The sequence below is a fragment of the Pseudomonas putida genome (assembly GCF_001976065.1).
In the GTDB taxonomy this organism is placed as follows: domain Bacteria; phylum Pseudomonadota; class Gammaproteobacteria; order Pseudomonadales; family Pseudomonadaceae; genus Aquipseudomonas; species Aquipseudomonas serbica.
Map to the genome: position 1 here is coordinate 165,757 of NZ_MNAH01000001.1, position 26,525 is coordinate 192,281.

29 protein-coding genes are annotated in these 26,525 nt (G+C 60.6%); 16 read left to right on the forward strand and 13 right to left on the reverse strand.

What is annotated here, in order from left to right:
• Position 1: 1 nt before the first annotated feature.
• The 8 genes from ptsN to BKX96_RS00745 form a co-directional block, all read right to left on the reverse strand.
• Complete coding sequence (ptsN, locus tag BKX96_RS00710; RefSeq protein ID WP_046820551.1) at positions 2-466, reverse strand: PTS IIA-like nitrogen regulatory protein PtsN; 465 nt, start codon at positions 464-466, stop codon at positions 2-4.
• Between the two features lie 12 nt (positions 467-478).
• Positions 479-787, reverse strand: a complete 309-nt coding sequence (gene hpf / locus BKX96_RS00715; RefSeq protein ID WP_046820550.1) for a ribosome hibernation-promoting factor, HPF/YfiA family — start codon at positions 785-787, stop codon at positions 479-481.
• 74 nt (positions 788-861) lie between these two features.
• On the reverse strand, positions 862-2,355 hold the full coding sequence (locus tag BKX96_RS00720) for an RNA polymerase factor sigma-54 (RefSeq protein ID WP_046820549.1): 1,494 nt from the start codon (positions 2,353-2,355) through the stop codon (positions 862-864).
• Between the two features lie 184 nt (positions 2,356-2,539).
• Positions 2,540-3,265 (reverse strand): LPS export ABC transporter ATP-binding protein, encoded by a 726-nt coding sequence (gene lptB / locus BKX96_RS00725; protein ID WP_008054366.1) that lies wholly within the window; start codon positions 3,263-3,265, stop codon positions 2,540-2,542.
• Positions 3,265-3,813: a lipopolysaccharide transport periplasmic protein LptA gene (gene lptA / locus BKX96_RS00730; protein ID WP_046820548.1), complete on the reverse strand. Its 549-nt coding sequence runs from the start codon at positions 3,811-3,813 to the stop codon at positions 3,265-3,267. Before lptA ends, lptB begins: the two co-directional genes overlap by 1 nt.
• Positions 3,800-4,372, reverse strand: coding sequence for an LPS export ABC transporter periplasmic protein LptC (gene lptC, locus BKX96_RS00735; protein ID WP_046820682.1), 573 nt, complete (start codon positions 4,370-4,372; stop codon positions 3,800-3,802). The genes lptA and lptC overlap by 14 nt, the downstream gene beginning before the upstream one ends.
• Before the next feature lie 8 nt (positions 4,373-4,380).
• The gene (locus BKX96_RS00740; RefSeq protein WP_046820547.1) at positions 4,381-4,905 is read right to left on the reverse strand and encodes a KdsC family phosphatase; all 525 of its coding nucleotides are present in this window, start codon (positions 4,903-4,905) and stop codon (positions 4,381-4,383) included.
• Positions 4,905-5,879 (reverse strand): KpsF/GutQ family sugar-phosphate isomerase, encoded by a 975-nt coding sequence (locus BKX96_RS00745; protein WP_046820681.1) that lies wholly within the window; start codon positions 5,877-5,879, stop codon positions 4,905-4,907. Before BKX96_RS00745 ends, BKX96_RS00740 begins: the two co-directional genes overlap by 1 nt.
• Before the next feature lie 276 nt (positions 5,880-6,155).
• Here BKX96_RS00745 and BKX96_RS00750 point away from each other — a divergent pair, with 276 nt between their 5' ends.
• The 10 genes from BKX96_RS00750 (at position 6,156) to hisC (ending at position 14,096) form a co-directional block, all read left to right on the forward strand.
• On the forward strand, positions 6,156-6,965 hold the full coding sequence (locus tag BKX96_RS00750; protein WP_077182440.1) for an ATP-binding cassette domain-containing protein: 810 nt from the start codon (positions 6,156-6,158) through the stop codon (positions 6,963-6,965).
• On the forward strand, positions 6,965-7,762 hold the full coding sequence (gene mlaE / locus BKX96_RS00755) for a lipid asymmetry maintenance ABC transporter permease subunit MlaE (protein WP_046820545.1): 798 nt from the start codon (positions 6,965-6,967) through the stop codon (positions 7,760-7,762). The genes BKX96_RS00750 and mlaE overlap by 1 nt, the downstream gene beginning before the upstream one ends.
• Positions 7,762-8,229: an outer membrane lipid asymmetry maintenance protein MlaD gene (mlaD, locus tag BKX96_RS00760; protein ID WP_034147091.1), complete on the forward strand. Its 468-nt coding sequence runs from the start codon at positions 7,762-7,764 to the stop codon at positions 8,227-8,229. Before mlaE ends, mlaD begins: the two co-directional genes overlap by 1 nt.
• 11 nt (positions 8,230-8,240) lie before the next feature.
• A complete protein-coding gene (locus BKX96_RS00765) occupies positions 8,241-8,882 on the forward strand; it encodes an MlaC/ttg2D family ABC transporter substrate-binding protein (protein WP_046820544.1) in 642 nt (213 codons plus the stop codon).
• Positions 8,879-9,184 carry an STAS domain-containing protein gene (locus tag BKX96_RS00770; protein ID WP_046820543.1) on the forward strand — a complete coding sequence of 102 codons (306 nt, stop codon included), beginning with the start codon at positions 8,879-8,881 and terminating at the stop codon, positions 9,182-9,184. The genes BKX96_RS00765 and BKX96_RS00770 overlap by 4 nt, the downstream gene beginning before the upstream one ends.
• Before the next feature lie 114 nt (positions 9,185-9,298).
• Positions 9,299-9,538, forward strand: a complete 240-nt coding sequence (locus BKX96_RS00775) for a BolA family protein (RefSeq protein ID WP_008054378.1) — start codon at positions 9,299-9,301, stop codon at positions 9,536-9,538.
• A gap of 22 nt (positions 9,539-9,560) precedes the next feature.
• Positions 9,561-10,826, forward strand: coding sequence for a UDP-N-acetylglucosamine 1-carboxyvinyltransferase (gene murA / locus BKX96_RS00780; protein WP_046820542.1), 1,266 nt, complete (start codon positions 9,561-9,563; stop codon positions 10,824-10,826).
• 127 nt (positions 10,827-10,953) lie between these two features.
• Positions 10,954-11,589: an ATP phosphoribosyltransferase gene (gene hisG, locus BKX96_RS00785; RefSeq protein ID WP_046820541.1), complete on the forward strand. Its 636-nt coding sequence runs from the start codon at positions 10,954-10,956 to the stop codon at positions 11,587-11,589.
• A gap of 127 nt (positions 11,590-11,716) precedes the next feature.
• Positions 11,717-13,042, forward strand: coding sequence for a histidinol dehydrogenase (hisD, locus tag BKX96_RS00790; protein WP_077182441.1), 1,326 nt, complete (start codon positions 11,717-11,719; stop codon positions 13,040-13,042).
• Position 13,043: 1 nt separating this feature from the next.
• Positions 13,044-14,096, forward strand: coding sequence for a histidinol-phosphate transaminase (gene hisC / locus BKX96_RS00795; protein WP_046820539.1), 1,053 nt, complete (start codon positions 13,044-13,046; stop codon positions 14,094-14,096).
• A 124-nt stretch (positions 14,097-14,220) separates the two neighbouring features.
• Here hisC and algW read toward each other — a convergent pair whose 3' ends face one another.
• Positions 14,221-15,381: a Do family serine endopeptidase AlgW gene (gene algW / locus BKX96_RS00800; protein WP_046820538.1), complete on the reverse strand. Its 1,161-nt coding sequence runs from the start codon at positions 15,379-15,381 to the stop codon at positions 14,221-14,223.
• Between the two features lie 103 nt (positions 15,382-15,484).
• Between algW and BKX96_RS00805 the strand changes: the two genes are divergently transcribed.
• The 3 genes from BKX96_RS00805 to cysN all read left to right on the forward strand — a co-directional run bounded on the left by BKX96_RS00805 (position 15,485) and on the right by cysN (position 19,305).
• A complete protein-coding gene (locus BKX96_RS00805; RefSeq protein ID WP_046820537.1) occupies positions 15,485-16,243 on the forward strand; it encodes a Nif3-like dinuclear metal center hexameric protein in 759 nt (252 codons plus the stop codon).
• 236 nt (positions 16,244-16,479) lie between these two features.
• The gene (cysD, locus tag BKX96_RS00810) at positions 16,480-17,397 is read left to right on the forward strand and encodes a sulfate adenylyltransferase subunit CysD (protein WP_007970286.1); all 918 of its coding nucleotides are present in this window, start codon (positions 16,480-16,482) and stop codon (positions 17,395-17,397) included.
• A 9-nt stretch (positions 17,398-17,406) separates the two neighbouring features.
• Positions 17,407-19,305 carry a sulfate adenylyltransferase subunit CysN gene (gene cysN / locus BKX96_RS00815; RefSeq protein ID WP_046820536.1) on the forward strand — a complete coding sequence of 633 codons (1,899 nt, stop codon included), beginning with the start codon at positions 17,407-17,409 and terminating at the stop codon, positions 19,303-19,305.
• Positions 19,306-19,440: 135 nt separating this feature from the next.
• Here the strand turns inward: cysN and yihG are convergent, their stop codons facing one another.
• From yihG to BKX96_RS00830, 3 genes are read right to left on the reverse strand one after another with little or no spacing between them, the layout of a single operon-like run.
• Complete coding sequence (gene yihG / locus BKX96_RS00820; RefSeq protein ID WP_077182442.1) at positions 19,441-20,343, reverse strand: 1-acylglycerol-3-phosphate O-acyltransferase, YihG family; 903 nt, start codon at positions 20,341-20,343, stop codon at positions 19,441-19,443.
• The gene (pta, locus tag BKX96_RS00825; protein ID WP_046820534.1) at positions 20,344-22,443 is read right to left on the reverse strand and encodes a phosphate acetyltransferase; all 2,100 of its coding nucleotides are present in this window, start codon (positions 22,441-22,443) and stop codon (positions 20,344-20,346) included.
• 60 nt (positions 22,444-22,503) lie between these two features.
• Complete coding sequence (locus BKX96_RS00830; RefSeq protein ID WP_046820533.1) at positions 22,504-22,830, reverse strand: DUF3565 domain-containing protein; 327 nt, start codon at positions 22,828-22,830, stop codon at positions 22,504-22,506.
• Here BKX96_RS00830 and BKX96_RS00835 point away from each other — a divergent pair.
• The 3 genes from BKX96_RS00835 to BKX96_RS00845 all read left to right on the forward strand — a co-directional run bounded on the left by BKX96_RS00835 (position 22,799) and on the right by BKX96_RS00845 (position 25,202).
• Entirely contained in the window at positions 22,799-23,284 is a 486-nt protein-coding gene (locus BKX96_RS00835; protein ID WP_046820532.1) for an FKBP-type peptidyl-prolyl cis-trans isomerase, read from the forward strand. The two genes, BKX96_RS00830 and BKX96_RS00835, sit on opposite strands and share 32 nt — an antisense overlap.
• 122 nt (positions 23,285-23,406) lie before the next feature.
• A complete protein-coding gene (locus BKX96_RS00840) occupies positions 23,407-23,889 on the forward strand; it encodes a glutathione peroxidase (protein WP_046820531.1) in 483 nt (160 codons plus the stop codon).
• A gap of 209 nt (positions 23,890-24,098) precedes the next feature.
• Positions 24,099-25,202, forward strand: coding sequence for an NADH:flavin oxidoreductase (locus BKX96_RS00845; RefSeq protein ID WP_077182443.1), 1,104 nt, complete (start codon positions 24,099-24,101; stop codon positions 25,200-25,202).
• A gap of 109 nt (positions 25,203-25,311) precedes the next feature.
• Here the strand turns inward: BKX96_RS00845 and BKX96_RS00850 are convergent, their stop codons facing one another.
• Entirely contained in the window at positions 25,312-26,511 is a 1,200-nt protein-coding gene (locus BKX96_RS00850; protein WP_046820529.1) for a glycosyltransferase family 4 protein, read from the reverse strand.
• Positions 26,512-26,525: the final 14 nt, after the last annotated feature.

Sequence of the window (26,525 nt, forward strand, 5' to 3'; positions counted from 1 at the left end):
ATTAATGACCGTTTTGCTCGTCCAGGACTACCTGATACAAGGCTTCATTGCTCGGGGCGCTACGCAGTTTTTCGCGCACTTCCTTGCGGTCGAGCATGCTGGCGATCTGGCGCAATAGCTCCAGGTGCGCATCGGTAGCAGCTTCCGGGACCAGTAGCACGAACAACAGGTCAACCGGGGCGCCGTCGATGGCGTCGAAATCGATGGGGGCGTCGAGGTGCATCAAGGCACTGATGGGCGATATACAGCCCTTCAAGCGACAGTGGGGAATAGCGATGCCGTTGCCAAAACCGGTCGAGCCGAGTTTTTCACGGGCAATCAAAGCCTCGAAGACATCTTGCATCTCCAGACCCGGCACTTCCCGGGCGATCAGGTTGGCAATTTGCTCGAGGGCTTTCTTTTTACTGCCGCCCGGCACGTTCACGAGGGAACGGCCGGGGGTCAGGATGCTTTCAAGTCGGATCATGGGTTGGGAGTATTAACGACCGGTTGCGCCTTGGAGCTGGCTCTGGGTCTTTTCCTTATGCTTTTTGAGTTGGCGATCCAGCTTGTCGGTGAGTGAGTCGATCGCGGCGTACATATCGGTATCTTCCGCGTTGGCGACCACTTCATTGCCGGGAATATGCAGCGTGGCTTCGATTTTCTGCTTCAGTTTTTCGACCGTCATCGTGACCTGCACGTTGGTGATCTTGTCGAAATGCCTCTCCAATCGTTGGAGTTTTTCGCCGATGTAGGTGCGAAGAGGTTCGGTCACTTCCAGTTGGTGTCCACTGATGTTGACTTGCATACAGCTTCTCCTTCGTTGCCAGTGCATAAAGCGGCAGGCAGAAATGCCTGCCACTGGAACGCTGTGGCGTGGCTCTACATCAACCGCTTGCGTTCGCTCGAAGGCGCGATCCCGAGGGATTCGCGGTACTTGGCGACGGTGCGGCGAGCCACCTGAATGCCTTGTGCCTCCAGTAAACCAGCGATCTTGCTGTCACTCAACGGCTTTTTCTGATTTTCCGCAGCCACCAGTTTTTTGATGATCGCGCGAATCGCCGTGGACGAGCATTCTCCGCCCTCGGAGGTGCTGACGTGACTGGAGAAAAAGTATTTCAGTTCATAGATTCCCCGAGGGGTATGCATGAATTTCTGTGTGGTGACCCGCGAAATCGTCGACTCGTGCATGCCGACCGCTTCGGCGATGTCATGCAGCACCAGTGGCTTCATGGCTTCGTCGCCGTACTCCAGGAAGCCGCGCTGATGCTCGACAATCTGGGTGGCCACTTTCATCAGCGTTTCGTTGCGGCTCTGCAGGCTCTTGATGAACCAGCGGGCTTCCTGCAGCTGGTTGCGCATGAAGGTGTTGTCGGCACTGGTGTCGGCGCGGCGAACGAAGCCAGCATATTGGGCGTTCACCCGCAGGCGAGGCACCGATTCCTGGTTGAGCTCCACCAGCCAGCGCTCGTTGTCCTTGCGCACGATCACATCGGGAACCACGTATTCGGCTTCGGTCGACTCGATTTGCGAGCCCGGGCGCGGGTTGAGGCTCTGGACCAGTTCGATCACCTGGCGCAGTTCATCTTCCTTGAGCTTCATGCGGCGCATCAGCTGGCTGTAGTCGCGGCTGCCGAGCAAGTCGATGTAGTCAGTCACCAGGCGCTTGGCTTCGGCCAGCCAAGGCGTCTTGGCGGGTAGCTGGCGCAGTTGCAGCAGCAGGCATTCGCCCAGGTTGCGGGCGCCGATGCCGGCGGGTTCGAATTGCTGGATGCGGTGCAGGACGGCTTCGATTTCGTCCAGTTCGATGTCCAGTTCCGGGTCGAAGGCTTCGAGGATTTCCTCCAGCGTCTCGTCCAGATAACCCTGGTTGTTGATGCAGTCGATCAGGGTCACGGCGATCAGGCGATCGGTGTCGGACATCGGGGCCAGGTTCAATTGCCACAGCAGGTGGCTTTGCAGGCTCTCGCCCGCCGATGTGCGGGTGGTGAAGTCCCACTCGTCGTCATCGTTGCTTGGCAGGCTGCTGGCGCTGGTCTGGTACACGTCTTCCCAGGCGGTATCGACAGGCAGTTCGTTGGGGATGCGCTCATTCCAGTCGCCTTCCTCGAGGTTATCGACGGTCGGGGCGGCTTCCTGGTAGGAGGGTTCCTGGATATCGGTACTGGGTTTGTGTTCGGCGTTGTCGGCCAGCGGGTCGGAATTGTCGAAGTCGTCGCCTTCTTCCTGGCGCTCGAGCATCGGATTGGACTCCAGGGCCTCCTGGATTTCCTGTTGCAGGTCCAGGGTCGACAATTGGAGCAGGCGGATGGCCTGTTGCAGCTGCGGTGTCATCGTCAGCTGCTGGCCCATTCTCAAGACTAGCGATGGTTTCATGGCAGGGGCTTAACACCTTATTCGCCGGCGCACATGCGCCATCCACTACAGGGCGCCGGAGCGCCAAACATAAGCAAATTATATGCCCGAAACCGCGGCGTTTGCCTAGAGCGCTGTAACAATAAAAAAAGGTTGATTTTTTATTGCGCCAGGCGCTCGGTCGACCCGCCGGACACCTCCACGCTTACAGACGGAATTCATGCCCCAGGTACACTTCCTTCACCAGGTCGTTGGCCAGGATGGTTTCAGCGTCGCCTTCGGCGATCAGTTGGCCATCGTTGACAATGTAGGCTGTTTCGCAGATATCCAGGGTCTCGCGGACGTTGTGGTCGGTGATCAGCACACCGATGCCCTTGGCCTTGAGGTGATGGATGATCTGCTTGATGTCCCCGACCGAAATCGGGTCGACGCCGGCGAATGGTTCGTCGAGCAGGATGAATTTCGGGTTGGTGGCCAGCGCCCGGGCAATTTCCACGCGGCGGCGCTCGCCACCGGACAGGCTCATGCCGAGGTTGTCGCGGATGTGGCTGATGTGGAACTCCTGCAACAGGCTTTCCAGTTCCTTGCGGCGACCGGCCTTGTCGAGTTCCTTGCGGGTCTCGAGGATGGCCATGATGTTGTCGGCCACCGACAGTTTGCGGAAGATCGACGCTTCTTGCGGCAGATAGCCGATACCCGCCTTGGCACGACCGTGCATCGGCTGGTGGCTGACGTCGAGGTCATCGATCAGCACGCGGCCCTGATCGGCCTGTACCAGGCCGACGATCATGTAGAAGCAGGTGGTCTTGCCGGCGCCGTTGGGGCCTAGCAGGCCGACGATCTGGCCGCTGTCGATCGACAGGCTGACGTCACGCACGACCTGGCGGCTCTTGTAGCTCTTGGCCAGGTGCTGGGCTTTCAGAGTTGCCATTACGGGGCCTTTTGCTCGTCGGTTTTCTTTTTCGGCTGGATCACCATGTCGATGCGCGGACGCGACTCGGTCACCTTGCTGCCCGTGGCGCGACCGGCGCTGGCCAGCTTCTTCTCGGTGTCATAGACGATTTTCTCGCCCTGGGTGACGTTGTTGTCCTTGTCGATGACCTTGGCCTTATCGATCAGCACTACGCGGTTTTGCGGAGCGAGGTACTGGATGGTCACACCCCAGCCTTGAACCGGCTTGGCGTCGCCAGCCGTCTGCAGTTGCTCGAAGTAGGCCAGGTTGCCCACCGAGGTCACCACGTCGATGTCGCCGTTCGGGGCGCGGGTCATGGTCACCTTGTTGCCGGTGACCTTCATCGAACCCTGGGTGATGATGACGTCGCCGGTGTAGGTGGCGATGCCTTGCTTGTCGTCCAGCTGGGCATCGTCGGCCTGAATGCGAATAGGCTGCTGTTGATCGTCCGGCAGAGCCCAGGCGCTCACGCTTCCCAGTGCAGCGCCCAGACTGAGCAAAATAGGGAGGGTTTTAACGAGCCTCATACTGTCCTCTTACGTTCGATAGCAGGTGTATCCTGCTTTCTTTCAAATACGCCTTCATTCCCTTGCCAGTCGATACACCGCCAGCGCCGTCGATTCTAACGTCTTGCTCGGTCTGCGCATATTGTTGCTGCGGGAACACGGTCATGCGAGTGGTGGTGATCAGGGTCCTGCGGTTTTTCTCGTCAAAACGTGTAATGCGCACCGAATCGATCAGCTCGACCTGTGTGCCGTCGGGATTGACTTCGCCTTTTTCACTCTGGACATGCCACGGAAACTCGGTACCCCGGAACATGTTCAGGTCGGGGTTGGTCAGCAGCGTCACTTCGGTGGCTTTCAGGTGCTCGACCTTGTCCGACGTCATCTCGTATTGGAGCCTGCCGTCCGGCAGGAACTGTACGCTGTGGGCGTTGGTGGCGTAATAGTCGATCGCACTCTCATCGACGTGCACTACCTGCTTGTCGAGGAAGCGTTCCGGGCTGATGTTCCAGTAGCCCACCGCGGCGAAAATCGCCGCGATGCTGCCGAACACCAGAATGTTGCGAAACTTTTTACTTAGCATGATCTGGCTCACAGGTACGCGCCGTTGGCCTCATCGAGGCGGCCTTGGGCGCGCAGGATCAATTCACAGAATTCACGGGCGGCACCTTCGCCACCGCGGGCCTGGGTGATGCCGTGAGCGTGCTCGCGCACGAAGCTGGCGGCATTGGCCACGGCCATGCCCAGGCCTACGCGGCGGATCACCGGCAGGTCCGGCAAGTCGTCACCGAGGTAGGCGACCTGCTCATAGCTTAGGCCGAGTTGGCCAAGAAGCTCGTCGAGCACCACCAGTTTGTCTTCGCGCCCTTGATACAGGTGGGGAATGCCGAGGTTCTTCGCCCGTCGCTCCACCACCGGAGTCTTGCGGCCACTGATGATGGCCGTCTGCACGCCGGCCGCCATCAGCATCTTGATGCCCTGGCCGTCGAGCGTGTTGAACGTCTTGAATTCGCTGCCGTCTTCGAGGAAGTACAGGCGTCCGTCGGTCAGGACGCCGTCAACATCGAACACCGCCAGTTTGATCTGTTTGCCGCGTTGCAGCAGGTCCGTGCTCATTACATTACTCCCGCACGCAGCAAGTCGTGCATGTTCAGGGCGCCGACCGGGCGATCTTCGCTGTCGACGACGACGAGTGCGTTGATTTTGTGGTCTTCCATTATTTTCAGGGCCTCGGCGGCAAGCATTTCGGCGCGGGCAGTCTTGCCATGGGCCGTCATGACCTGATCGATGGTGGCGCTGTGGACGTCGATGCTGCGGTCCAGCGTGCGACGCAAATCACCGTCGGTGAAGATCCCGGCCAGCTTGCCGTCGGCCTCGAGTACCACCGTCATGCCCAGACCCTTGCGGGTCATTTCCATCAAGGCATCCTTGAGCAGGGTGCCGCGCTCTACCTGCGGCAGTTCTTGCCCGGCGTGCATGACGTTTTCCACTTTCAGCAGCAGGCGTCGGCCCAATGCGCCGCCCGGGTGGGAAAAGGCGAAGTCCTCGGCGGTAAAACCGCGGGCTTCCAGCAACGCGACGGCCAGGGCGTCGCCCATGACCAGCGCGGCAGTCGTCGACGAGGTCGGCGCGAGATTCAGCGGGCAGGCCTCGTGCTCGACATGCACATTCAGGTTGACCTCGGCGGCCTTGGCCAGCGGCGAGTCGGGCTTGCCGGTCATGCTGATCAGCTGGATGCCCAGGCGCTTGATCAGTGGCAGCAGGGTGACAATTTCATGGGTGGTGCCGGAGTTCGACAGCGCCAGGATGATGTCGTCGCGGGTGATCATGCCCATGTCGCCATGGCTGGCTTCGGCAGGATGCACGAAAAAGGCTGTGGTGCCGGTACTGGCCAGGGTCGCGGCAATCTTGTTGCCGATGTGCCCCGATTTACCCATGCCGAGCACGACGATGCGGCCTTTGCTGGCCAGAATCATTTCGCAGGCACGCACAAAATCCGCGTCGATACGGGGCAGCAAGCCTTTGACGGCTTCCAGTTCGAGGCGGATGGTGCGTTGTGCTGACTTGATCAGGTCGCTGGATTGGCTCATTTCGAAAATGTTTAGCCTGATGAAAAGGCGGCGATTATAGCCGGTATGGTTCAAACCCTCACGCAAGTTCGTTGCCCATCGTCATTCGTTGTTACCGAATACCCTCTAGATGGAGCTTCCTGGCTGTCATCTTGCTGAATATGGCCCGGCATTGGCCTTGGGCGCGTGACGCTTGCAGTGATATAGTTCGCCGCCAGTTCGGCCCGCCCAGGAAGTAGTGTGCTTTTGTCAGGAAGCCAGGCGTCCGAGTGTGAGGCTGCATCGCAAGGAGTTTAGATGAGCGCCGATAACGCCTACGCGGTCGAGCTGAAGGGACTGACCTTCAAGCGCGGTTCGCGCAGCATTTTCAATAACATTGATATCCGCATCCCGCGCGGCAAGGTCACCGGCATCATGGGGCCTTCCGGGTGTGGCAAGACCACGCTGCTGCGTTTGATGGGCGCGCAGTTGCGGCCTGCCAGTGGCGAAGTCTGGGTCAATGGCCAGAACCTGCCGGCGTTGTCGCGCAGTGATCTGTTCGATGCACGCAAGCACATGGGTGTGCTGTTCCAGAGTGGCGCACTGTTTACCGACCTCGATGTCTTCGAGAACGTTGCTTTCCCGTTGCGCGTTCATACCGCCCTGCCCGAGGAAATGATCCGCGACATCGTCCTGCTTAAATTGCAGGCCGTGGGACTGCGCGGTGCCATCGACCTGATGCCCGACGAACTGTCCGGCGGCATGAAGCGTCGCGTCGCGCTGGCGCGGGCGATTGCGCTCGATCCACAAATTCTCATGTATGACGAGCCCTTTGTCGGCCAGGACCCCATCGCCATGGGCGTACTGGTGCGCCTGATCCGTTTGCTCAACGATGCGCTGGGCATTACCAGTATCGTGGTGTCCCATGACCTGGCCGAAACCGCCAGCATTGCCGATTACATCTATGTGGTGGGCGACGGGCAGGTACTGGGGCAGGGCACGCCGGACGAACTGATGAACTCGGACGAGCCGCGCATTCGTCAATTCATGACAGGCGATCCCGACGGTCCGGTCGCCTATCACTTTCCAGCGACGGATTACCGCGCAGATCTTCTGGGGAAGCGTTGATGCGCAAGATTTCACTTTTGGAGAGGGTGCGCCGCTTCGGCCACGCGGGCATCGATGTGCTGGCAGTGTTCGGGCGCTCGTCGCTTTTCCTGTTTCACGCACTGCTGGGGCGCGGTGGCATCGGTGGCGGGTTTGGCCTGCTGGTCAAGCAACTGCATTCGGTGGGCGTAATGTCCCTGGTGATCATCGTGGTCTCCGGGATATTCATCGGCATGGTGCTGGCGCTCCAGGGCTTCAACATCCTCTCCAGCTACGGTTCGGAGCAGGCGGTGGGGCAGATGGTTGCGCTGACGCTGCTGCGCGAGTTGGGGCCGGTGGTCACCGCTTTGCTGTTCGCCGGGCGTGCCGGTTCGGCGCTGACGGCGGAAATCGGCAACATGAAGTCCACCGAGCAGCTCTCCAGCCTGGAAATGATCGGGGTGGACCCGCTCAAGTACATCATTGCCCCGCGCCTGTGGGCCGGCTTCATTTCCTTGCCGGTGCTGGCGATGATTTTCAGCGTGGTGGGTATCTGGGGCGGTTCCTGGGTGGCCGTCGACTGGCTGGGGGTCTATGACGGTTCCTACTGGTCGAACATGCAAAACAGCGTGACCTTTGTCGACGATGTGCTCAACGGCATCATCAAAAGCATGGTTTTTGCCTTCGTCGTGACCTGGATCGCCGTATTCCAAGGCTATGACTGTGAGCCCACTTCAGAAGGGATCAGTCGTGCCACTACCAAGACCGTGGTGTATGCCTCATTGGCTGTGCTCGGCCTGGACTTTATTCTGACCGCCTTGATGTTTGGAGATTTCTGATGCAAAACCGCACCCTGGAAATCGGTGTCGGCCTTTTCTTGCTGGCTGGCATCCTGGCTTTGCTGTTGCTGGCGTTGCGGGTCAGTGGCCTGTCCCCGAGCCCGAACACCGAAACCTATAAACTTTACGCGTATTTCGACAATATCGCCGGTTTGACTGTCAGAGCAAAAGTGACCATGGCCGGTGTAACCATCGGCAAGGTCACGGCAATCGATCTGGACCGCGACAGCTTCACCGGTCGGGTGACCATGCAGCTGGAAAAGCGCGTAGATAATCTACCGGCTGACTCCACCGCATCTATCCTGACCGCTGGCCTGTTGGGCGAGAAGTACATCGGTATCAGCGTGGGCGGGGAAGAAGCCCTGCTCAAGGATGGCGGGACCATCCACGACACCCAGTCGTCGCTGGTACTCGAGGACCTGATCGGTAAATTCCTGCTCAATACCGTTAGCAAAGACGCCAAATGAGGAGCTTTTGAATGATCTCTACCTTACGACGTGGCCTGTTGGTTTTGCTCGCGGCCCTGCCGTTGGTGGCTAACGCCGTGGCGGCGCCTTCCGCGCACGAACTGGTCCAGGACACCACCAACCGGTTGCTGGCCGACCTGGCTGCCAACAAAGAGAAGTACAAGCAGGATCCGCAGGACTTCTATGCGGCGCTCAACAGCATCGTTGGGCCTGTGGTGGATGCCGAGGGCATTTCCAAGAGCATCATGACGGTCAAGTACTCGCGCAAAGCTACGCCTGCGCAAATGAAGACCTTTGAAGAGAACTTCAAGAAGGGTCTGTTCCAGTTCTATGGCAATGCCTTGCTCGAGTACAACAACCAGGGCATCACCGTTGATCCTGCCAAGGACGAGTCCGGCGACCGTACGAGCGTTGGCATGACGGTCAAGGGCAGCAACGGCGCAATCTATCCTGTGTCCTATACACTGGAGAAGGTCGGCGGCGAATGGAAGCTGCGCAACGTCATCATCAACGGTATCAACATTGGCAAGCTGTTCCGTGATCAGTTCGCTGATGCGATGCAGCGCAATGGCAACGACCTGGACAAAACCATCAATGGTTGGGCCGGGGAAGTCGCCAAGGCCAAGGAATCCACCGAGAAACAGACCCAATGAGTGAGTCGGCGGTCCGCATGGACGAAGCCGGCGAGCTGCGGCTCAGCGGCGTGCTGGACTATCGCACCGGTCCTGAGCTGCGCCGGCAGGGGCAGGCGCTGATCAGCGCCAGCAAGGCCGCGGCCCTGGTGGTCGATTGTTCGGCGGTGGAGAAGTCCAGCAGCGTCGGTCTGTCGTTGCTGTTGTGCTTCATGCGTGATGCCCAGGCGGCCGGCAAGGCGCTGAGCATCCGCGGGATGCCAGAAGATATGCGCGAAATCGCCCAGGTCAGTGAGCTGACCGAGCTGTTGGCGCATCCCTAACCCGCATCTATAAAGAAGCCCCCCGTCAGAGTCCTGCTTCCCGGGGTTCGCAGGCGCGGGGCTTTTTTGTATGATGTCCGACCCGCGCGCACAGGGCGCCGATTGAGGTTGATCATGCAGGCCGTAGAAGTGAAGAGCTTCCTTGAAGGAAAGCTGCCCGGAACGAAGGTAGAAGTCGAGGGCGAAGGCTGCAATTTCCAGCTGAACGTGATTAGCGATGAACTGGCGGCTTTGAGCCCGGTGAAGCGTCAGCAGCAGATCTATGCCCATTTGAACCCATGGATCACCGATGGCAGCATCCATGCGGTCACTATGAAATTTTTCAGCAGCGCGGCCTGGGCCGAGCGCACCTGAGCCCAAGGGCGTCGAGATTCTTATGGATAAATTGATTATTACTGGCGGTGCTCGTCTCGATGGCGAAATCCGTATCTCCGGGGCGAAGAACTCGGCCCTGCCGATCCTCGCTGCTACCCTGCTGTGCGACGGTCCTGTGACTGTGGCCAATCTGCCGCACCTGCACGACATCACCACCATGATCGAGCTGTTCGGTCGTATGGGCATCGAACCGGTGATCGACGAGAAGCTGGCCGTCGAGATCGACCCGCGCACCATCAAGACCCTGATCGCTCCGTACGAACTGGTCAAGACCATGCGTGCGTCGATCCTGGTACTGGGCCCGATGGTTGCCCGCTTCGGTGAAGCTGAAGTCGCGCTGCCTGGCGGTTGCGCCATCGGTTCGCGTCCGGTTGACCTGCACATCCGTGGCCTGGAAGCCATGGGCGCGATCATCGACGTCGAAGGCGGTTACATCAAGGCCAAGGCCCCGGAAGGCGGCCTGCGCGGCGCGCACTTCTTCTTCGACACCGTCAGCGTGACCGGTACCGAAAACATCATGATGGCTGCCGCATTGGCCAAGGGTCGCAGCGTACTGGCTAACGCCGCGCGCGAACCTGAAGTCGTCGACCTGGCCAACTTCCTGAATGCCATGGGTGCCAAGGTTTCCGGCGCTGGCACCGACACCATCACCATTGATGGCGTCGAGCGTCTGCACACCACCACCTACAAGGTAATGCCGGACCGTATCGAAACCGGTACTTACCTGGTAGCTGCGGCCGTGACCGGCGGGCGTGTGAAGGTCAAGGACACCGATCCGACCATCCTCGAAGCCGTTCTGGAAAAACTCCGTGAAGCCGGTGCCGAAATCACCTGCGGCGAAGACTGGATCGAGCTGAACATGCACGGCAAGCGGCCTAAAGCCGTCAACGTGCGCACCGCTCCGTACCCGGCTTTCCCGACCGACATGCAGGCGCAGTTCATCTCCCTCAACGCCATTGCCGAAGGCACGGGCGCCGTGATCGAGACGATCTTCGAAAACCGCTTCATGCACGTTTACGAACTGCACCGCATGGGCGCCAAGATCCAGGTCGAAGGCAACACCGCCATTGTTACCGGTACCGAGAAGCTCAAGGGCGCGCCAGTGATGGCCACCGACCTGCGTGCTTCGGCCAGCCTGGTGATCTCGGCGCTGATCGCCGACGGCGACACCCTGATCGACCGCATCTACCACATAGACCGTGGTTACGAGTGCATCGAAGAGAAGCTGCAGATGCTGGGCGCCAAGATCCGCCGCGTTCCGGGCTAGTTTCTGTTGCATGGGCGCAGGGACGTGCCCGTTGAATTGTTGCAAGTCGAGCCGGGTTCCGGCTCGACGTGTGTCCGGCGCCATTTGCGACCGGGCATGAGTACCTTGATAAGGACTGACGTTTCCCATGTTGACCATCGCACTGTCCAAGGGCCGCATCCTTGACGACACCCTGCCGCTTCTGGCTGAAGCGGGCATCGTGCCGACCGAGAATCCGGACAAGAGTCGCAAGCTGATCATTCCCACGACCCAGGAAGATGTACGCCTGTTGATCGTGCGTGCCACCGACGTGCCGACCTATGTCGAGCATGGTGCCGCCGACCTCGGTGTCGCGGGTAAAGACGTGTTGATGGAATACGGCGGCCAGGGCTTGTACGAGCCGCTGGACCTGCAGATTGCCCAGTGCAAGTTGATGACGGCCGGCAAGGTCGGCGCGGCCGAGCCCAAGGGCCGCCTGCGCATCGCCACCAAGTTCGTCAACGTCGCCAAGCGTTACTACGCCGAACAAGGCCGTCAGGTCGACATCATCAAGCTGTACGGCTCTATGGAGCTGGCGCCCCTGATCGGCCTGGCCGACAAGATCATCGACGTGGTCGACACCGGTAACACGCTGCGGGCTAATGGCCTGGAGCCACAGGATTTCATCGCGGCCATCAGCTCCCGTCTGATCGTCAACAAAGCTTCGATGAAAATGCAGCACGCCCGTATCCAGGCGTTGATCGACACCCTGCGCAAGGCAGTGGAGTCTCGACACCGCGGCTGATTCACCTGCGCGACTTTGAGTCGCGCCCGTCTATCCGCCTCATAGCCAGAATTCTCAGGTGCCCAAGCGGAAACGACTGCTAAGTTAGGGCGCCTGAGTTTTTTGCCAATCCTATGAGGCTCTCGCTATGACCGCACCGACTGCAATTCGCCGACTCAACGCTGCTGACCCGGATTTCGCGCATCATCTGGATCATCTGCTGAGCTGGGAAAGTGTGTCTGACGACTCGGTCAATCAGCGAGTGCTGGACATCATCAAGGCCGTGCGCGAGCGTGGCGATGCGGCGCTGGTGGACTTTACCCGCCAGTTCGACGGCCTGGACGTGAAGTCCATGGCCGACCTGATCCTGCCGCGCGAACGCCTGGAGCTGGCGCTTACCCGCATTACCGTGCCGCAGCGCCAAGCCCTGGAAGTCGCCGCCGCCCGGGTGCGCAGCTACCACGAAAAGCAGAAGCAGGACTCCTGGAGCTACACCGAAGCCGATGGCACCGTGCTGGGCCAGAAGGTCACGCCGCTGGACCGCGCTGGGCTCTACGTGCCTGGCGGCAAGGCTTCGTACCCGTCGTCCGTGCTGATGAACGCGATTCCGGCCAAGGTTGCCGGCGTGACCGAAGTGGTCATGGTGGTGCCGACGCCGCGTGGCGAAATCAACGAGCTGGTGCTGGCCGCCGCCTGCATCGCCGGTGTCGACCGTGTATTCACCATCGGTGGCGCCCAAGCAGTGGCCGCGTTGGCCTACGGTACCGAAAGCGTGCCGATGGTCGATAAAGTCGTCGGCCCGGGCAACATCTACGTTGCCACGGCCAAGCGTCACGTATTCGGCCAGGTCGGTATCGACATGATCGCCGGTCCGTCCGAGATCCTCGTGGTGTGTGACGGCAAGACCGATCCGGACTGGATCGCCATGGACCTGTTCTCCCAGGCCGAGCACGACGAGGACGCCCAGGCGATCCTGGTCAGCCCGGATGCCGAGTTCCTCGACCAAGTTGCGGCGAGTATCGCCAAGCTGATGCCGACCATGGAGCGTGCCGCGATCATCGAAACCTCGATCAATGGCCGTGGTGCGCTGATCAAGGTCCGCGACATGGAACAAGCCATCGAAGTGGCCAACCGCATCGCGCCGGAGCACCTGGAACTGTCGGTCGCCGATCCGCAGGCTTGGCTGCCACAGATCCGCCACGCCGGTGCCATCTTCATGGGCCGTCACACTTCCGAAGCCTTGGGCGACTACTGCGCAGGCCCGAACCACGTGTTGCCGACTTCCGGCACGGCGCGGTTCTCGTCGCCGCTGGGCGTCTACGACTTCCAGAAACGCTCGTCGATCATCTTCTGCTCCGAGCAGGGCGCGTCCGAGCTGGGCAAGACCGCTTCCGTGCTGGCCCGTGGTGAGTCGCTGACCGCCCACGCCCGCAGTGCCGAATACCGCATCATTGACGACAAGCAGGGGAACTGAGATGAGTAAATTCTGGAGCCCGTTCGTCAAGAACCTGGTGCCGTACGTGCCGGGCGAGCAGCCGAAACTGGCCAAACTGGTGAAGCTCAACACCAACGAAAACCCGTACGGTCCATCGCCCAAAGCCTTGGCCGCGATGCAGACTGAACTGAACGACAACCTGCGCCTGTACCCGGACCCGAACAGCGACCGGCTGAAAAACGCCGTGGCCCAGTACTACGGCGTGCAGGGCAACCAGGTGTTCCTCGGCAACGGTTCCGACGAAGTCCTGGCGCACATTTTCCACGGCTTGCTGCAGCACGATCAGCCGCTGCTGTTCCCGGACATCAGCTACAGCTTCTACCCGGTCTACTGCGGGCTGTACGGCATCGAGTTCGATGCGGTGCCGCTGGACGAGCAGTTCCGGATCAACCCGGCCGACTACGCCAAACCCAACGGCGGGATCATTTTCCCCAACCCGAACGCACCGACCGGTTGCCTGTTGGCACTCGATGCCGTCGAGCAAATCCTCAAGGCCAGCCCGGATTCAGTGGTCGTGGTGGATGAGGCTTACATTGATTTCGGCGGTGAGACGGCAATCAGCCTGGTGGATCGTTATCCAAACCTGCTGGTGACTCAAACCCTGTCCAAGTCCCGTTCGTTGGCTGGCCTGCGGGTTGGCCTGGCGGTGGGGCACCCGGACCTGATCGAAGCGCTGGAGCGGATCAAGAACAGCTTCAACTCCTATCCGCTGGATCGGATGGCGAATGTCGGGGCCGCGGCGGCGTTCGAGGATCGCGAGTACTTCGACAAGACCTGCCGGTTGGTGATCGAGAATCGTGAGAAGGTGGTTGCGCAATTGGAGGCGAAGGGCTTTGAAGTGCTGCCGTCGGCGGCCAACTTCATTTTTGCCCGTCACCCCAAGCACGATGCAGCAGGCCTGGCGGCAAAACTGCGTGAGCAGGGTGTGATCGTCCGGCACTTCAAGCAGGAGCGGATTGCCCAGTTCCTGCGGATCTCAATCGGTACGCCTGAGCAGAACCAGGCCCTGATCGACGGCCTCGGCGACCTCTAAACCAACACGGATACACCTGTGGGAGCGAGCCCGCTCGCGAAAGCGGTATGTCAGTTAACCTATGCGCTGACTGACACGCCGCCTTCGCGAGCAGGCTCGCTCCCACAGTTTTTTGTATTGCTGCTTAGTTTTCTTCTTTGTCTTTCACCGGCGCAGGCGGCGGGCGCAAGCCGATTTCCGCGGTGAGCTTCAATTCCTTGCCATTACGCATCACCTGGATCGCAACCTTGTCAGTCGGTTTGATCCGCGCGACCTGGTTCATCGAGCGGCGGCCATCGCCCGCCGGTTCGCCGTCGATGCTGAGAATCACATCGCCCAATTGCAGGCCGGCCTTTTGCGCCGGGCCGTCACGGAAAATCCCCGCGACCACGATGCCTGGACGCCCCGACAGGCCAAACGACTCCGCCAGCTCCTGGGACAATGGCTGCACTTCGATGCCGAGCCAGCCGCGAATGACCTGGCCGTGTTCAATGATCGACTTCATCACCTCCATGGCCAGCTTCACCGGAATCGCGAAGCCGATGCCCTGGGAGCCGCCGGACTTGGAGAAAATCGCCGTGTTGATGCCGGTCAGGTTGCCGTTGGCATCCACCAGCGCACCGCCGGAGTTGCCCGGGTTGATCGCGGCGTCGGTCTGGATGAAGTCTTCGTAGTTGTTCAGGCCCAGCTGATTGCGCCCGGTGGCGCTGATGATGCCCATGGTCACGGTCTGGCCGACGCCGAACGGGTTGCCGATGGCCAGGGCCACGTCGCCGATGCGCAGGTTGTCGGAGCGGCCGACGGTGATCGAAGGCAGGTTCTTCAGGTCGATCTTGAGGACCGCCAGGTCGGTTTCCGGATCGCTGCCGATCACCCGTGCCAGGGTCTCACGGCCATCCTTGAGTGCCACCACGATCTGGTCGGCACCGCTGGTGACGTGGTTGTTGGTGAGGATGTAGCCTTGCGGGCTCATGATCACGCCCGAACCGAGGCTGGACTCCATGCGTTTCTGCTTGGGCGAGTTGTCGCCGAAGAAGCGGCGAAACTGCGGATCCTCGAACAGCGGGTGATTGGGTTTGTTGATGACTTTGGTGGTGTACAGGTTCACCACCGACGGCGCGGCGGTGGTCACCGCATCGGCATAGGACACCGGGCCTTGCTGCATGCTGGTGGTTTGCGGGGCTTGTTGCAGGTTGACGTCCAGGCTTGGAAGCCCGACCCACTGCGGGTAACGCTGGATGATTAACAGAGCGACAAGCACGCCGGCCAACAGCGGCCAGCCGGAAAAACGCAGCGCCTTGAGCATTAAGCACGTCCTGAGAGAGTTGCAGGCGGTATGAGACCGCTCATAATGACGCGCATTATACGAGGCTGCGCCTGCCTCTGAACGGGATATTTAGGAGTCTTTTATGGCCGTCGCCCTGAGCACCTTGGTCGAAGAAGCCGACCGTTACCTCGGCAGTTCGAAAATTGCCGATTACTGCCCCAACGGCCTGCAGGTCGAGGGCAGGCCGCAGGTGATGCGCATCGTCAGTGGCGTCACCGCCAGCCAGGCCTTGCTCGATGCCGCGGTGGAGGCCAATGCCGACCTGGTGCTGGTGCATCACGGCTACTTCTGGAAAGGTGAGAATCCGTGCATCACCGGCATGAAGCAGCGCCGCCTGAAGACGCTGCTCAAGCACGATATCAGCCTGCTGTCCTATCACTTGCCGCTGGACCTGCACCCTGACGTTGGCAACAACGTGCAGTTGGCGCGGCAGCTGGACATCACCGTCGAAGGGCCGCTGGACCCCGACAACCTGAAGATCGTCGGCTTGGTCGGTTCATTGAACGAACCCGCGACACCCCGGGACTTTGCCCGCCGCGTGCGCGAGGTGATGGGCCGCGAACCCTTGCTGATCGAAGGCAGCAACATGATACGCCGAGTCGGCTGGTGCACCGGTGGCGGCCAGGGTTACATCGATCAGGCGGTGCTGGCCGGTGTCGATCTGTACCTCAGCGGCGAAGCGTCCGAGCAAACTTTCCACAGCGCGCGGGAGAACGACATCAGCTTCATTGCCGCCGGCCACCATGCCACCGAGCGCTATGGCGTGCAGGCATTGGGTGACTACCTTGCGCGCAGGTTTGCCCTGGAACACATCTTCATCGACTGCCCGAACCCGATCTGAATGTGGGAGCGGGCTTGCTCGCGAATGCGGTGTGTCATTCAACATTTATGCTGACTGATTCGCCGCCTTCGCGAGCAAGCCCGCTCCCACAAAGGTCCGCGGTTGCCAAACGGGCGGGCATATTCATATGCTCTTTCGATCTAGTTGGTGTCCTGATTAGAAGAGGTCGCTGTGCTAGGATTCCTCGCTCGAACACGGCCCGCTGGCCGTTCATAAGAAAGTTTTCGTGAGTAGCCATGGTCGACAAACTGACGCATCTGAAACAGCTGGAGGCGGAAAGCATCCACATCATCCGCGAGGTGGCCGCCGAGTTCGACAACCCGGTGATGCTGTACTCCATCGGTAAAGACTCCGCCGTGATGCTGCACCTGGCACGCAAGGCATTCTTCCCCGGCAAGCTGCCGTTCCCGGTGATGCACGTCGACACTCGCTGGAAATTCCAGGAGATGTACGCCTTCCGCGACAAGATGGTTGCCGAGCTGGGCCTGGACCTGATCACCCACGTCAACCCCGATGGCGTGGCGCAGAACATCAACCCGTTCACCCACGGCAGTGCCAAGCACACCGACATCATGAAGACCGAGGGCCTGAAGCAGGCACTGGACAAGCATGGTTTCGACGCCGCCTTCGGTGGTGCCCGCCGCGACGAAGAGAAATCCCGTGCCAAAGAGCGCGTGTACTCGTTCCGCGACAGCAAGCACCGCTGGGACCCGAAAAACCAGCGTCCAGAGCTGTGGAACGTCTACAACGGCAAGGTCAACAAGGGCGAATCCATCCGTGTATTCCCATTGTCGAACTGGACCGAGCTGGACATCTGGCAGTACATCTATCTTGAAGGTATCCCGATCGTCCCGCTGTACTTCGCCGCCGAGCGTGAAGTCATCGAGAAGAACGGCACCCTGATCATGATCGATGACGAGCGCATCCTCGAACACCTGAGCGATGAAGACAAAGCCCGCATCGTCAAGAAGAAAGTGCGTTTCCGTACCCTTGGCTGCTACCCGTTGACGGGCGCGGTGGAGTCCGAGGCCGAAAGCCTCACGGACATCATTCAGGAAATGCTCCTGACGCGAACTTCCGAGCGCCAGGGCCGTGTCATCGATCACGATGGCGCTGGCTCCATGGAAGACAAAAAACGTCAGGGTTATTTCTAAGGGGTTGTCATGTCGCACGCATCTGATTTGATCAGCGAGGACATCCTCGCTTACCTGGGCCAGCACGAACGTAAAGAGCTGCTGCGCTTTTTGACCTGCGGTAACGTCGACGACGGCAAGAGCACCCTGATCGGGCGCCTGCTGCACGACTCCAAGATGATCTACGAAGATCACCTGGAAGCCATTACCCGCGACTCGAAAAAAGTCGGCACCACCGGTGAGGATATCGACCTGGCGTTGCTGGTCGATGGCCTGCAGGCCGAGCGTGAGCAAGGCATCACCATCGATGTCGCGTATCGCTATTTCTCCACCGCAAAACGCAAATTCATCATCGCCGATACCCCCGGCCATGAGCAGTACACCCGCAACATGGCCACCGGTGCATCCACCTGTGACCTGGCGATCATACTGGTCGACGCCCGCTACGGCGTGCAGACCCAGACCCGTCGCCACAGCTTCATCGCCTCGTTGCTGGGCATCAAGCACATCGTCGTCGCCATCAACAAGATGGACCTCAAGGACTTCGACCAGGGCGTGTTCGAGTCGATCAAGGCCGATTACCTGCAGTTCGCCGAAGGCTTGAAGATGAAGCCCACCACGATGCACTTCGTGCCGATGTCGGCTTTGAAGGGCGACAACGTGGTGAACAAATCCGAGCGCTCGCCGTGGTACACCGGCCAGTCGCTGATGGAAATCCTCGAGACCGTGGAAGTGGCGGGCGACCGTAACTTCACCGACCTGCGTTTCCCGGTGCAGTACGTCAACCGTCCGAACCTGAACTTCCGCGGTTTCGCCGGCACCCTCGCCAGCGGCATCGTCAAGAAGGGCGACGAAGTGGTCGTGCTGCCGTCGGGCAAGAGCAGCCGCGTGAAATCCATCGTCACCTTCGAAGGTGAGCTGGAGCATGCAGGTCCAGGCCAGGCCGTAACCCTGACCATGGAAGACGAAATCGATATCTCCCGTGGCGACCTGTTGGTACATGCCGACAACGTTCCGCCGGTGACCGACAGCTTCGAAGCCATGCTGGTGTGGATGGCTGAAGAGCCGATGCTGCCGGGCAAGAAGTACGACTTCAAGCGCGCCACCAGTTACGTGCCGGGCTCCATCGCCAGCATCGTCAACAAGGTCGACGTGAACACTCTGGAAGAAGGCCCGGCCAGCGCGTTGCAACTGAACGAAATCGGCAAGGTCAAGATCGCGCTCGACGCGCCGATTGCCCTCGACGGCTACGACAGCAACCGCACCACCGGCGCGTTCATCATCATCGATCGCCTGACCAATGGCACCGTTGGCGCCGGCATGATCGTCGCGCAGCCAGTGGCTCATGGCACCAGCACGCACCACGGCAAACTGGCCCACGTCGCCACCGAAGAACGCGCCCAGCGCTTCGGTCAGCAACCGGCCACCGTGTTGTTCAGCGGCCTGTCGGGCGCGGGCAAAAGCACCCTGGCGTATGCGGTTGAACGCAAGTTGTTCGACCTTGGCCGTGCGGTGTTCGTACTCGATGGCCAGAACCTGCGTCACGACCTGAACAAAGGTCTGCCACAGGATCGCGCCGGGCGTACGGAGAACTGGCGTCGTGCCGCGCATGTTGCGCGTCAGTTCAACGAAGCCGGTCTGCTGACCCTGGCGGCCTTCGTGGCGCCGAGTGCCGAAGGTCGTGAGCAGGCGAGGGAGCTGATCGGCAAGGAACGTCTGCTGACGGTCTACGTCCAGGCCTCGCCGACCGTCTGCGCCGAGCGTGACCCGCAAGGCCTGTACGCGGCGGCCGGGGATAATATCCCGGGCGAGTCGTTCCCGTATGACGTGCCGCTGGATGCCGATCTGGTGATCGACACCCAGTCTGTGTCGCTGGAAGAAGGCGTGAAGCAAGTGCTGGATCTGCTGCGCAAGCGTGGCGCGATCTAAGCCTTAGCCAAAAATGAAAAACCCGCCGATGAGTGATCATCGGCGGGTTTTTTTGTGCCTGGTCGGACGCCTTCGCTGGCCGCCCATCATTGTAGGAGCTGGCTTGCCAGCGAAGAGGCCATAACCGACACCTGGTTACTTGGCTGGATATTCGCGGTGCATCTGCCCCAACAACGCATCCTTGTCTTCCCACAACTGGTTGATCCAGCCCTGGAACTGCAAGCGATACTCGCCATCCTGGTCGTAGTTCTTGCCAATGAACTGCGGCGGAATCTTCAGCTCTTCAAAGTGCACCACCACGTCCGCAACGTTCCCGCACAACAGATCCCAGAAACCGGGACGCCCGGCGGGGTAGTGGATGGTCACGTTGACGATCGACTCCAACTGTTCACCCATGGCATCCAGCACAAAGGCAATGCCGCCCGCCTTGGGCTTGAGCAGGTACTTGAACGGCGATTTCTGCTGGGCGTGCTTGCCTGCGGTGAAGCGCGTGCCTTCGACGAAATTGAAGATGCCCACCGGGTTGTCGCGAAACTTCGCGCAGGTCTTGCGCGTGGTTTCCAGGTCCTTGCCTTTCTTCTCCGGGTGCTTTTGCAGATAGGCCTTGGAGTAGCGCTTCATGAACGGAAAACCCAGCGCCCACCACGCCAGTCCAATCACCGGCACCCAGATCAGCTCCTGCTTGAGAAAGAACTTCAGTGGCTGGATACGCCGATTGAGCACGTATTGCAGCACCAGGATGTCGACCCAGCTCTGGTGGTTGCTGGTGACCAGGTACGAGTGCTGATAGTCCAGGCCTTGCAGCCCGCTGACGTGCCAGCGGGTGCGACGGACCAGGTTCATCCAGCCTTTGTTGAGGCTGATCCAGGCTTCGTGGGTATGGCTCATCAGCCAGTGTGCGATGCGTTGAGTGAGGGCGAACGGCAACACCTTGAACAGCGCCACACAGAACAGAAACGAGCACAGCAAAATCGTGTTCAGCGCCAACAACAGGGCGGCGATCACTCCGCGCAAAAACGCGGGTAGAAAATCCAGCATTTACACATCCATAGGTCGGTTGGCAGCTTGAATCGCGGTCAGGGCGATGGTGTAGACAATGTCGTCGACCTGCGCGCCGCGCGGCAAATCGTTCACCGGCTTGCGCAGGCCTTGCAGCATCGGCCCGAGGCTGACGCAGTCGGCGCTGCGCTGCACGGCTTTGTGCGTGGTGTTGCCGGTGTTCAGGTCGGGGAATACGAACACCGTGGCGCGACCGGCCACCTGGCTGTTCGGCGCCAGTTGCCGGGCCACGGTTTCGTTGGCGGCGGCATCATATTGCAACGGACCGTCGATCAGCAGCGAGTGTTGCTGTTCATGGGCGAGCAACGTTGCTTCGCGGACCTTCTCGACTTCCTCGCCGCTGGCCGACTCACCGCTGGAATAGCTGATCATCGCCACGCGCGGGGTGATGCCGAACGCCGCTGCCGAGTCGGCGCTTTGCAGGGCAATCTCCGCCAGTTCGCTGGCGCTCGGGTGCGGGTTCATCACGCAGTCGCCGTAGACCAGCACTTCCTCGGGAAACAGCATGAAGAATACCGAGGACACCAAGGTGCAGCCCGGCGCGGTCTTGATCAGTTGCAGGGCCGGGCGAATGGTATTGGCGGTGGAGTGAATGACCCCGGACACCAGACCGTCGACTTCATCCAGCGCCAGCATCATGGTGCCGATCACCACGGTGTCTTCGAGCTGCTGCTCGGCCATGGGGGCATTGAGGCTTTTGCTTTTGCGCAGGGCTACCATCGGCTCGATGTAACGCTCGCGGATCAGGTCCGGGTCGAGGATTTCCAGCCCCGGCGGCAGCTCGATGCCTTGGGCGCGGGCCACGGCTTCAACGTCTGCCGGTTTGGCCAGTAGCACGCAACGGGCGATACCCCGGGCCTGGCAGATGGCGGCGGCCTGGACGGTCAGCGGTTCGCTGCCTTCCGGCAACACGATGCGCTTGTTGGCGGACTGGGCACGCTGGATCAACTGGTAACGGAACACCGCCGGCGACAGGCGCATTTCCCGCGGCGTGCCACAGCGCTGGTGCAGCCAGTTGGCGTCCAGGTGGCTGGCGACGAAGTCGGTGATGATCTCCGCGCGCTCGCGGTCGTCGATCGGGATTTCCTTGTTCAAGCCATTGAGCTGGTTGGCGGTGTCGTAGGAGCCGGTGCTCACCGACAACACCGGCAAGCCCGCCTGCAGGGCGCCGCGACACAGGTCCATGATGCGCGGGTCGGGCAGGGTGTCGCTGGTCAGCAACAGGCCGGCCAGGGGCACGCCATTCATGGCGGCGAGGCTGACGGCGAGGATGATGTCGTCGCGATCGCCAGGGGTCACTACCAACACGCCGGGCTTGAGCAGCTCCACGGTGTTGCGCATGGTGCGCGCGCAAATGATGATTTTGGTCATGCGCCGGGTTTCGTAGTCGCCGGCGTTGAGCACCTGGGCGCCCATCAGGTCCGCCACGTCTCGCGTGCGCGGTGCATTGAGCTCCGGCTGGTACGGGATACAACCGAGCAGACGGAAGTCGCCGCTGCGCAACAGTGGCGAGTGTTCGTTCAGGCGGGCGGCGAAGGCCTCCATGCTCTCGTCGGTCTTGACCTTGTTGAGGATCACGCCGAGGACTTTCGGGTCCTTGGGGCCGCCGAACAATTGCGCCTGCAGTTCGACGCGACCGGACAGTTCGGTCAGCACTTCGTTTTCCGGTGCCGAGACCAGGATCACCTCGGCGTCGAGGCTCTTGGCCAGGTGCAGGTTGACCCGCGCGGCATAGCTGGCGCTGCGGGTCGGGACCATGCCCTCGACGATCAACACGTCCTTGCCGATGGCGGCCTGCTGATACAGGGTGATGATTTCTTCGAGCAACTCATCGAGCTGGCCGTCGCCGAGCATGCGCTCGACATGGGCCAGGCCCAAGGGTTGAGGCGGTTTCAGGCCGTGGGTGCGCGCCACCAGCTCGGTGGAACGCTCGGGGCCGGTGTCACCCGGGTGGGGCTGGGCAATCGGCTTGAAAAAGCCGACTTTGAGACCGGCACGCTCAAGGGTGCGCACCAGCCCGAGGCTGATGGAGGTCAGACCCACGCCAAAATCGGTGGGCGCGATAAAAAAAGTTTGCATGCGGATTCTCTAAAGGAGCATGGCAATGGCGATCATCTATAGCTGACGATCTGCCGCAATTCAGTCGTCAAGGTTATCGCTAACCGGGCCCTGTGCGCACCAACCGCAATCAAAGGACAGGCCTATTTTTTCCTGGCGCTGCAACGGGTCCAGAACCCAGGCCCGCGATTGCCAGGGCGGCTGGTGCCGCAGGTGCTGGGTGTGGCCGCAGGAAAGCTCGACCACCCAGTGGCCGTCATCGTCCTGATGGAAGCCTGTAATCGTCGAATCCCGTCTGTCCGGGTTGTGTTCGCTTTCGGACGATTGCTTCGCTAAACTGGGTCTTTCAATATTCTTATGCAAAAGGTCTCGCCCCATGCTGATCGCCGCCAATAAGGCTGTCTCCATCGACTATACCCTGACCAACGACGCTGGTGAGGTCATCGACAGCTCAGCCGGCGGCGCGCCGCTGGTCTACCTGCAAGGCGCAGGCAACATCATTCCGGGCCTGGAAAAGGCCCTGGAAGGCAAAGCAGTCGGCGACGAGCTGACCGTGGCCGTTGAACCGGAAGATGCCTACGGCGAGTACGCTGCCGAACTGGTCAGCACCCTGAGCCGCAGCATGTTCGAAGGCGTTGACGAGCTGGAAGTGGGCATGCAGTTCCACGCTTCCGCTCCAGACGGCCAGATGCAGATCGTGACCATCCGCGATCTGGACGGCGACGACGTCACCGTAGACGGCAACCACCCGTTGGCCGGTCAGCGCCTGAACTTCCAGGTCAAGATCGTCAGCATCCGTGATGCCAGCCAGGAAGAAGTCGCCCATGGCCACGTCCATGGCGAAGGTGGCCATCACCACTGATTTCTGCGCTAAGCTCAGATAGCTGGAGAGGCGCCCCGAGGGCGCCTTTTTAGTCTGCGGCTGTTCCAGGCGACACCACCAAGTGGCTGTTTCGAGAAGAACACGGGAATCTGGAGTACGTCATGAGTGCTTTTCACGAACTTAATCTGACAGCCCTGGATGGTCAGGTGCTACCTCTGGCACCTTTCAAGGGGCACGTCGTGCTGGTGGTCAACGTGGCCTCCAAATGTGGCTTGACGCCACAGTACGCGGCGCTGGAAAACCTCTACCAGCAATACAAAGGCAAGGGTTTCAGCGTGCTGGGCCTGCCGTGCAACCAGTTTGCCGGGCAGGAGCCAGGTACCGAGCAGGAAATAAAAGACTTCTGCAGCCTCAACTATGGCGTGACCTTTCCGTTGTCCAGCAAGCTGGAAGTCAATGGTCACGAGCGTCATCAGCTGTATAAGCTGCTGGCGGGCGAGGGCGCGGAGTTTCCCGGCGACATCACCTGGAACTTCGAAAAATTCCTGTTGGGTAAAGACGGTCGTGTACTGGCGCGGTTCTCGCCACGTACGGCGCCGGATGATCCGAGCGTGGTCCAGGCGATCGAAAAAGCCCTGGCCTGACCTCTCCCACCCCCTGTAGGAGCGAGCCTGCTCGCGATGAGCCTGAAGCGCTGCGGTGTGTCTGGCTGACAGCGTTATCGTTGGCGACCATCGCGAGCAAGCTCGCTCCTACACTTCTGATTCTTAATCACCAAAATCAATAATGCTGTTAAAGGCGCTTCACTCTCCATATTATCATCGTCATAAAGTCATTCTTCGTGGAGCGTCCCATGCCTGTAAAAGCCCTGTTCAAACCGTTCCACCTCGGCACCCTCGAACTGCCAACCCGCGTGGTCATGGCGCCGATGACCCGTTCGTTCTCGCCGGGTGGCGTCCCCAATTCCAAAGTGATCGAGTACTACCGCCGTCGCGCCGCCGCTGGCGTGGGCTTGATCATCACCGAAGGCACCACGGTCGGGCACAAGGCTTCCAACGGCTACCCGAACGTCCCGCATTTTTATGGCGAAGCCGCGCTGGCTGGCTGGAAGAAAGTCGTCGATGCGGTTCACGCCGAAGGCGGCAAGATCGTCCCGCAACTGTGGCATGTCGGGAGTGTGCGCCGTATCGGTACCGAGCGGGACGCCAGCGTGCCGGGGTACGGACCATCGGAAAAAGTGAAGGATGGCCAGGTCGTGGTTCACGGCATGACCCAGCAAGACATTCAGGACGTGATTGCCGCGTTCGCCCAAGCGGCGAAGGATGCCCAGAGCATCGGCATGGACGGCGTGGAAATCCACGGCGCCCACGGTTACCTGATCGACCAGTTCTTCTGGGAAGGCAGTAACCAGCGCACCGACGAATACGGCGGCAGCCTGGCCAACCGTTCGCGTTTCGCCATCGAATTGATTCAGGCGGTACGTGCCGCCGTCGGCGAAGGTTTCCCGATCATCTTCCGCTTCTCTCAGTGGAAGCAACAGGACTACACCGCGCGCCTGGTGCAAACTTCACAAGCCTTGGGCGAGTTCCTCAAGCCACTTTCCGATGCAGGCGTGGATATTTTCCACTGTTCGACACGCCGTTTCTGGGAGCCGGAATTCGACGGTTCCGAACTGAACCTGGCAGGCTGGACGCGCAAGCTCACCGGCAAGCCGACCATCACCGTGGGCAGCGTCGGCCTGGATGGCGAGTTCCTGCAGTTCATGGTCAATACCGACAAGGTGGCACAGCCGGCCAGCCTGGAAAAACTGCTGGAGCGCTTGAACAACGATGAGTTCGACCTGGTGGCGGTGGGTCGTGCGCTTTTGGTGGATCCGGATTGGGCGCAGAAAGTGCGGGACGGCCGTGAGGAAGACATCCTGCCGTTCAGCCGTGAGGCGTTGATGACACTGGTTTAAGCGGCGTCCGGAAGGGCCTCTTCGCAAGCAAGCCCGCTCCCACAGGGGAACGCATTCCAAATGTGGGAGCGGGCTTGCTCGCGAAGACGGCCTCAAGGCCAGCAAAGGTTCAAGGAACTACCGATGCATTCGGCACCACCACCTCGCCAACACAAGCCCCCCGCAACTGCCCCTCGAACTGTTCAATGATCGCCGCCCAACCCTGGCGACTGGCATGCTGGCGTGCATTGAGCCGCACACAACGCAGGTTTTCGCGCCTTTCCAGCAACCACGCGGCAGCATCGCAGAACGCCTCCTCATCCCCCGGCATCGCCAGCACCCCGTTGTAGCCATGGCGGATATGCTGCGCCGCTGCCGCCTGGTCGTACGCCACCACCCCCAGTCCCGAGGCCAGCGCTTCAAGCACTACATTGCCGAAGGTCTCGGTCAGGCTCGGAAACACAAATACATCCCCCGACGCATAATGACTGGCCAGGGCTTCACCTCGTTGCGCTCCGCAGAAAATCGCTTCGGGCAACTCGCTTTCCATCAGCAGGCGTTGCGGGCCATCGCCCACCACGATCAGCTTCAAGGTGCGCTGTGGATAAGTGGCCTTGAGCGTGTTGAAGCAGCGTTTGAGCAAAGCGAGGTTTTTCTCCGCTGCCAACCGCCCTACATGGATAACGGCGATGTCTTTTTCGCCCAGCCCCCATTGCTCACGTAGCGCATTCAAGCGTTTGGCTGGGTGAAACAACTGGCTGTCGACCCCGCGGGAGAGCAACGCCAGGCGCTCGAAATGCCGGCGTTCCAGCTCCATGCGCTGGCTGACGCTGGGCACCAGCGTCAGGTTCGAGCGATTGTGGAACCAGCGCAAGTAGTGGGTCAGCAGGCGAGACAGCAAGCCGAACCCGTACTGGCTGGAGTACTGCTGGAAGTTGGTGTGAAACCCGCTGACCACCGAAATGCCCAGGCGCCGTGCTGCGCGCAATGCCGATAGGCCGAGCGGTCCTTCGGTGGCGATGTACAGCACATCGGGGCGATGGCGCTTCCAGCGTCTGAGCAGCTTGTGCATCGACGACTGCCCCCATTGCAACCCGGGATAGCCTGGCAGCGGCCAGCCTCGGCAGAGCAACAACGCATCGTCGCTGCTCGCCGGTTGATCGCAGCCCTGGCGTGGCCGCACCAGTTCCACTTGATGCCCGCGCGCGCGCAAACCGTCGCACAGGCGCCCAAGGGTGTTGGCCACGCCATTGATTTCCGGAGGAAAGGTTTCGGTGATCAGGGTGATATGCAGAGCTGTCGTCATGACCTCAGTGTAGGCTGAGGCCATGTCGGCGTTGTGAC

Coding starts and splice junctions, on each gene's coding strand:
- mlaD (WP_034147091.1), top strand. CDS start 7,762: ATGCAAAACCGCACCCTGGAAATCGGTGTCGGCCTTTTCTTGCTGGCT.
- BKX96_RS00775 (WP_008054378.1), top strand. CDS start 9,299: ATGCAGGCCGTAGAAGTGAAGAGCTTCCTTGAAGGAAAGCTGCCCGGA.
- BKX96_RS00850 (WP_046820529.1), bottom strand. CDS start 26,511: ATGGCCTCAGCCTACACTGAGGTCATGACGACAGCTCTGCATATCACC.
- pta (WP_046820534.1), bottom strand. CDS start 22,443: ATGCAAACTTTTTTTATCGCGCCCACCGATTTTGGCGTGGGTCTGACC.
- mlaE (WP_046820545.1), top strand. CDS start 6,965: ATGCGCAAGATTTCACTTTTGGAGAGGGTGCGCCGCTTCGGCCACGCG.
- lptC (WP_046820682.1), bottom strand. CDS start 4,372: ATGCTAAGTAAAAAGTTTCGCAACATTCTGGTGTTCGGCAGCATCGCG.
- BKX96_RS00805 (WP_046820537.1), top strand. CDS start 15,485: ATGGCCGTCGCCCTGAGCACCTTGGTCGAAGAAGCCGACCGTTACCTC.
- BKX96_RS00840 (WP_046820531.1), top strand. CDS start 23,407: ATGAGTGCTTTTCACGAACTTAATCTGACAGCCCTGGATGGTCAGGTG.
- hpf (WP_046820550.1), bottom strand. CDS start 787: ATGCAAGTCAACATCAGTGGACACCAACTGGAAGTGACCGAACCTCTT.
- BKX96_RS00745 (WP_046820681.1), bottom strand. CDS start 5,879: ATGAGCCAATCCAGCGACCTGATCAAGTCAGCACAACGCACCATCCGC.
- BKX96_RS00720 (WP_046820549.1), bottom strand. CDS start 2,355: ATGAAACCATCGCTAGTCTTGAGAATGGGCCAGCAGCTGACGATGACA.
- BKX96_RS00835 (WP_046820532.1), top strand. CDS start 22,799: ATGCTGATCGCCGCCAATAAGGCTGTCTCCATCGACTATACCCTGACC.
- cysD (WP_007970286.1), top strand. CDS start 16,480: ATGGTCGACAAACTGACGCATCTGAAACAGCTGGAGGCGGAAAGCATC.
- hisG (WP_046820541.1), top strand. CDS start 10,954: ATGTTGACCATCGCACTGTCCAAGGGCCGCATCCTTGACGACACCCTG.
- BKX96_RS00765 (WP_046820544.1), top strand. CDS start 8,241: ATGATCTCTACCTTACGACGTGGCCTGTTGGTTTTGCTCGCGGCCCTG.
- ptsN (WP_046820551.1), bottom strand. CDS start 466: ATGATCCGACTTGAAAGCATCCTGACCCCCGGCCGTTCCCTCGTGAAC.
- hisD (WP_077182441.1), top strand. CDS start 11,717: ATGACCGCACCGACTGCAATTCGCCGACTCAACGCTGCTGACCCGGAT.
- lptA (WP_046820548.1), bottom strand. CDS start 3,813: ATGAGGCTCGTTAAAACCCTCCCTATTTTGCTCAGTCTGGGCGCTGCA.
- lptB (WP_008054366.1), bottom strand. CDS start 3,265: ATGGCAACTCTGAAAGCCCAGCACCTGGCCAAGAGCTACAAGAGCCGC.
- BKX96_RS00740 (WP_046820547.1), bottom strand. CDS start 4,905: ATGAGCACGGACCTGCTGCAACGCGGCAAACAGATCAAACTGGCGGTG.
- cysN (WP_046820536.1), top strand. CDS start 17,407: ATGTCGCACGCATCTGATTTGATCAGCGAGGACATCCTCGCTTACCTG.
- BKX96_RS00770 (WP_046820543.1), top strand. CDS start 8,879: ATGAGTGAGTCGGCGGTCCGCATGGACGAAGCCGGCGAGCTGCGGCTC.
- hisC (WP_046820539.1), top strand. CDS start 13,044: ATGAGTAAATTCTGGAGCCCGTTCGTCAAGAACCTGGTGCCGTACGTG.
- yihG (WP_077182442.1), bottom strand. CDS start 20,343: ATGCTGGATTTTCTACCCGCGTTTTTGCGCGGAGTGATCGCCGCCCTG.
- murA (WP_046820542.1), top strand. CDS start 9,561: ATGGATAAATTGATTATTACTGGCGGTGCTCGTCTCGATGGCGAAATC.
- algW (WP_046820538.1), bottom strand. CDS start 15,381: ATGCTCAAGGCGCTGCGTTTTTCCGGCTGGCCGCTGTTGGCCGGCGTG.
- BKX96_RS00750 (WP_077182440.1), top strand. CDS start 6,156: ATGAGCGCCGATAACGCCTACGCGGTCGAGCTGAAGGGACTGACCTTC.
- BKX96_RS00830 (WP_046820533.1), bottom strand. CDS start 22,830: ATGGAGACAGCCTTATTGGCGGCGATCAGCATGGGGCGAGACCTTTTG.
- BKX96_RS00845 (WP_077182443.1), top strand. CDS start 24,099: ATGCCTGTAAAAGCCCTGTTCAAACCGTTCCACCTCGGCACCCTCGAA.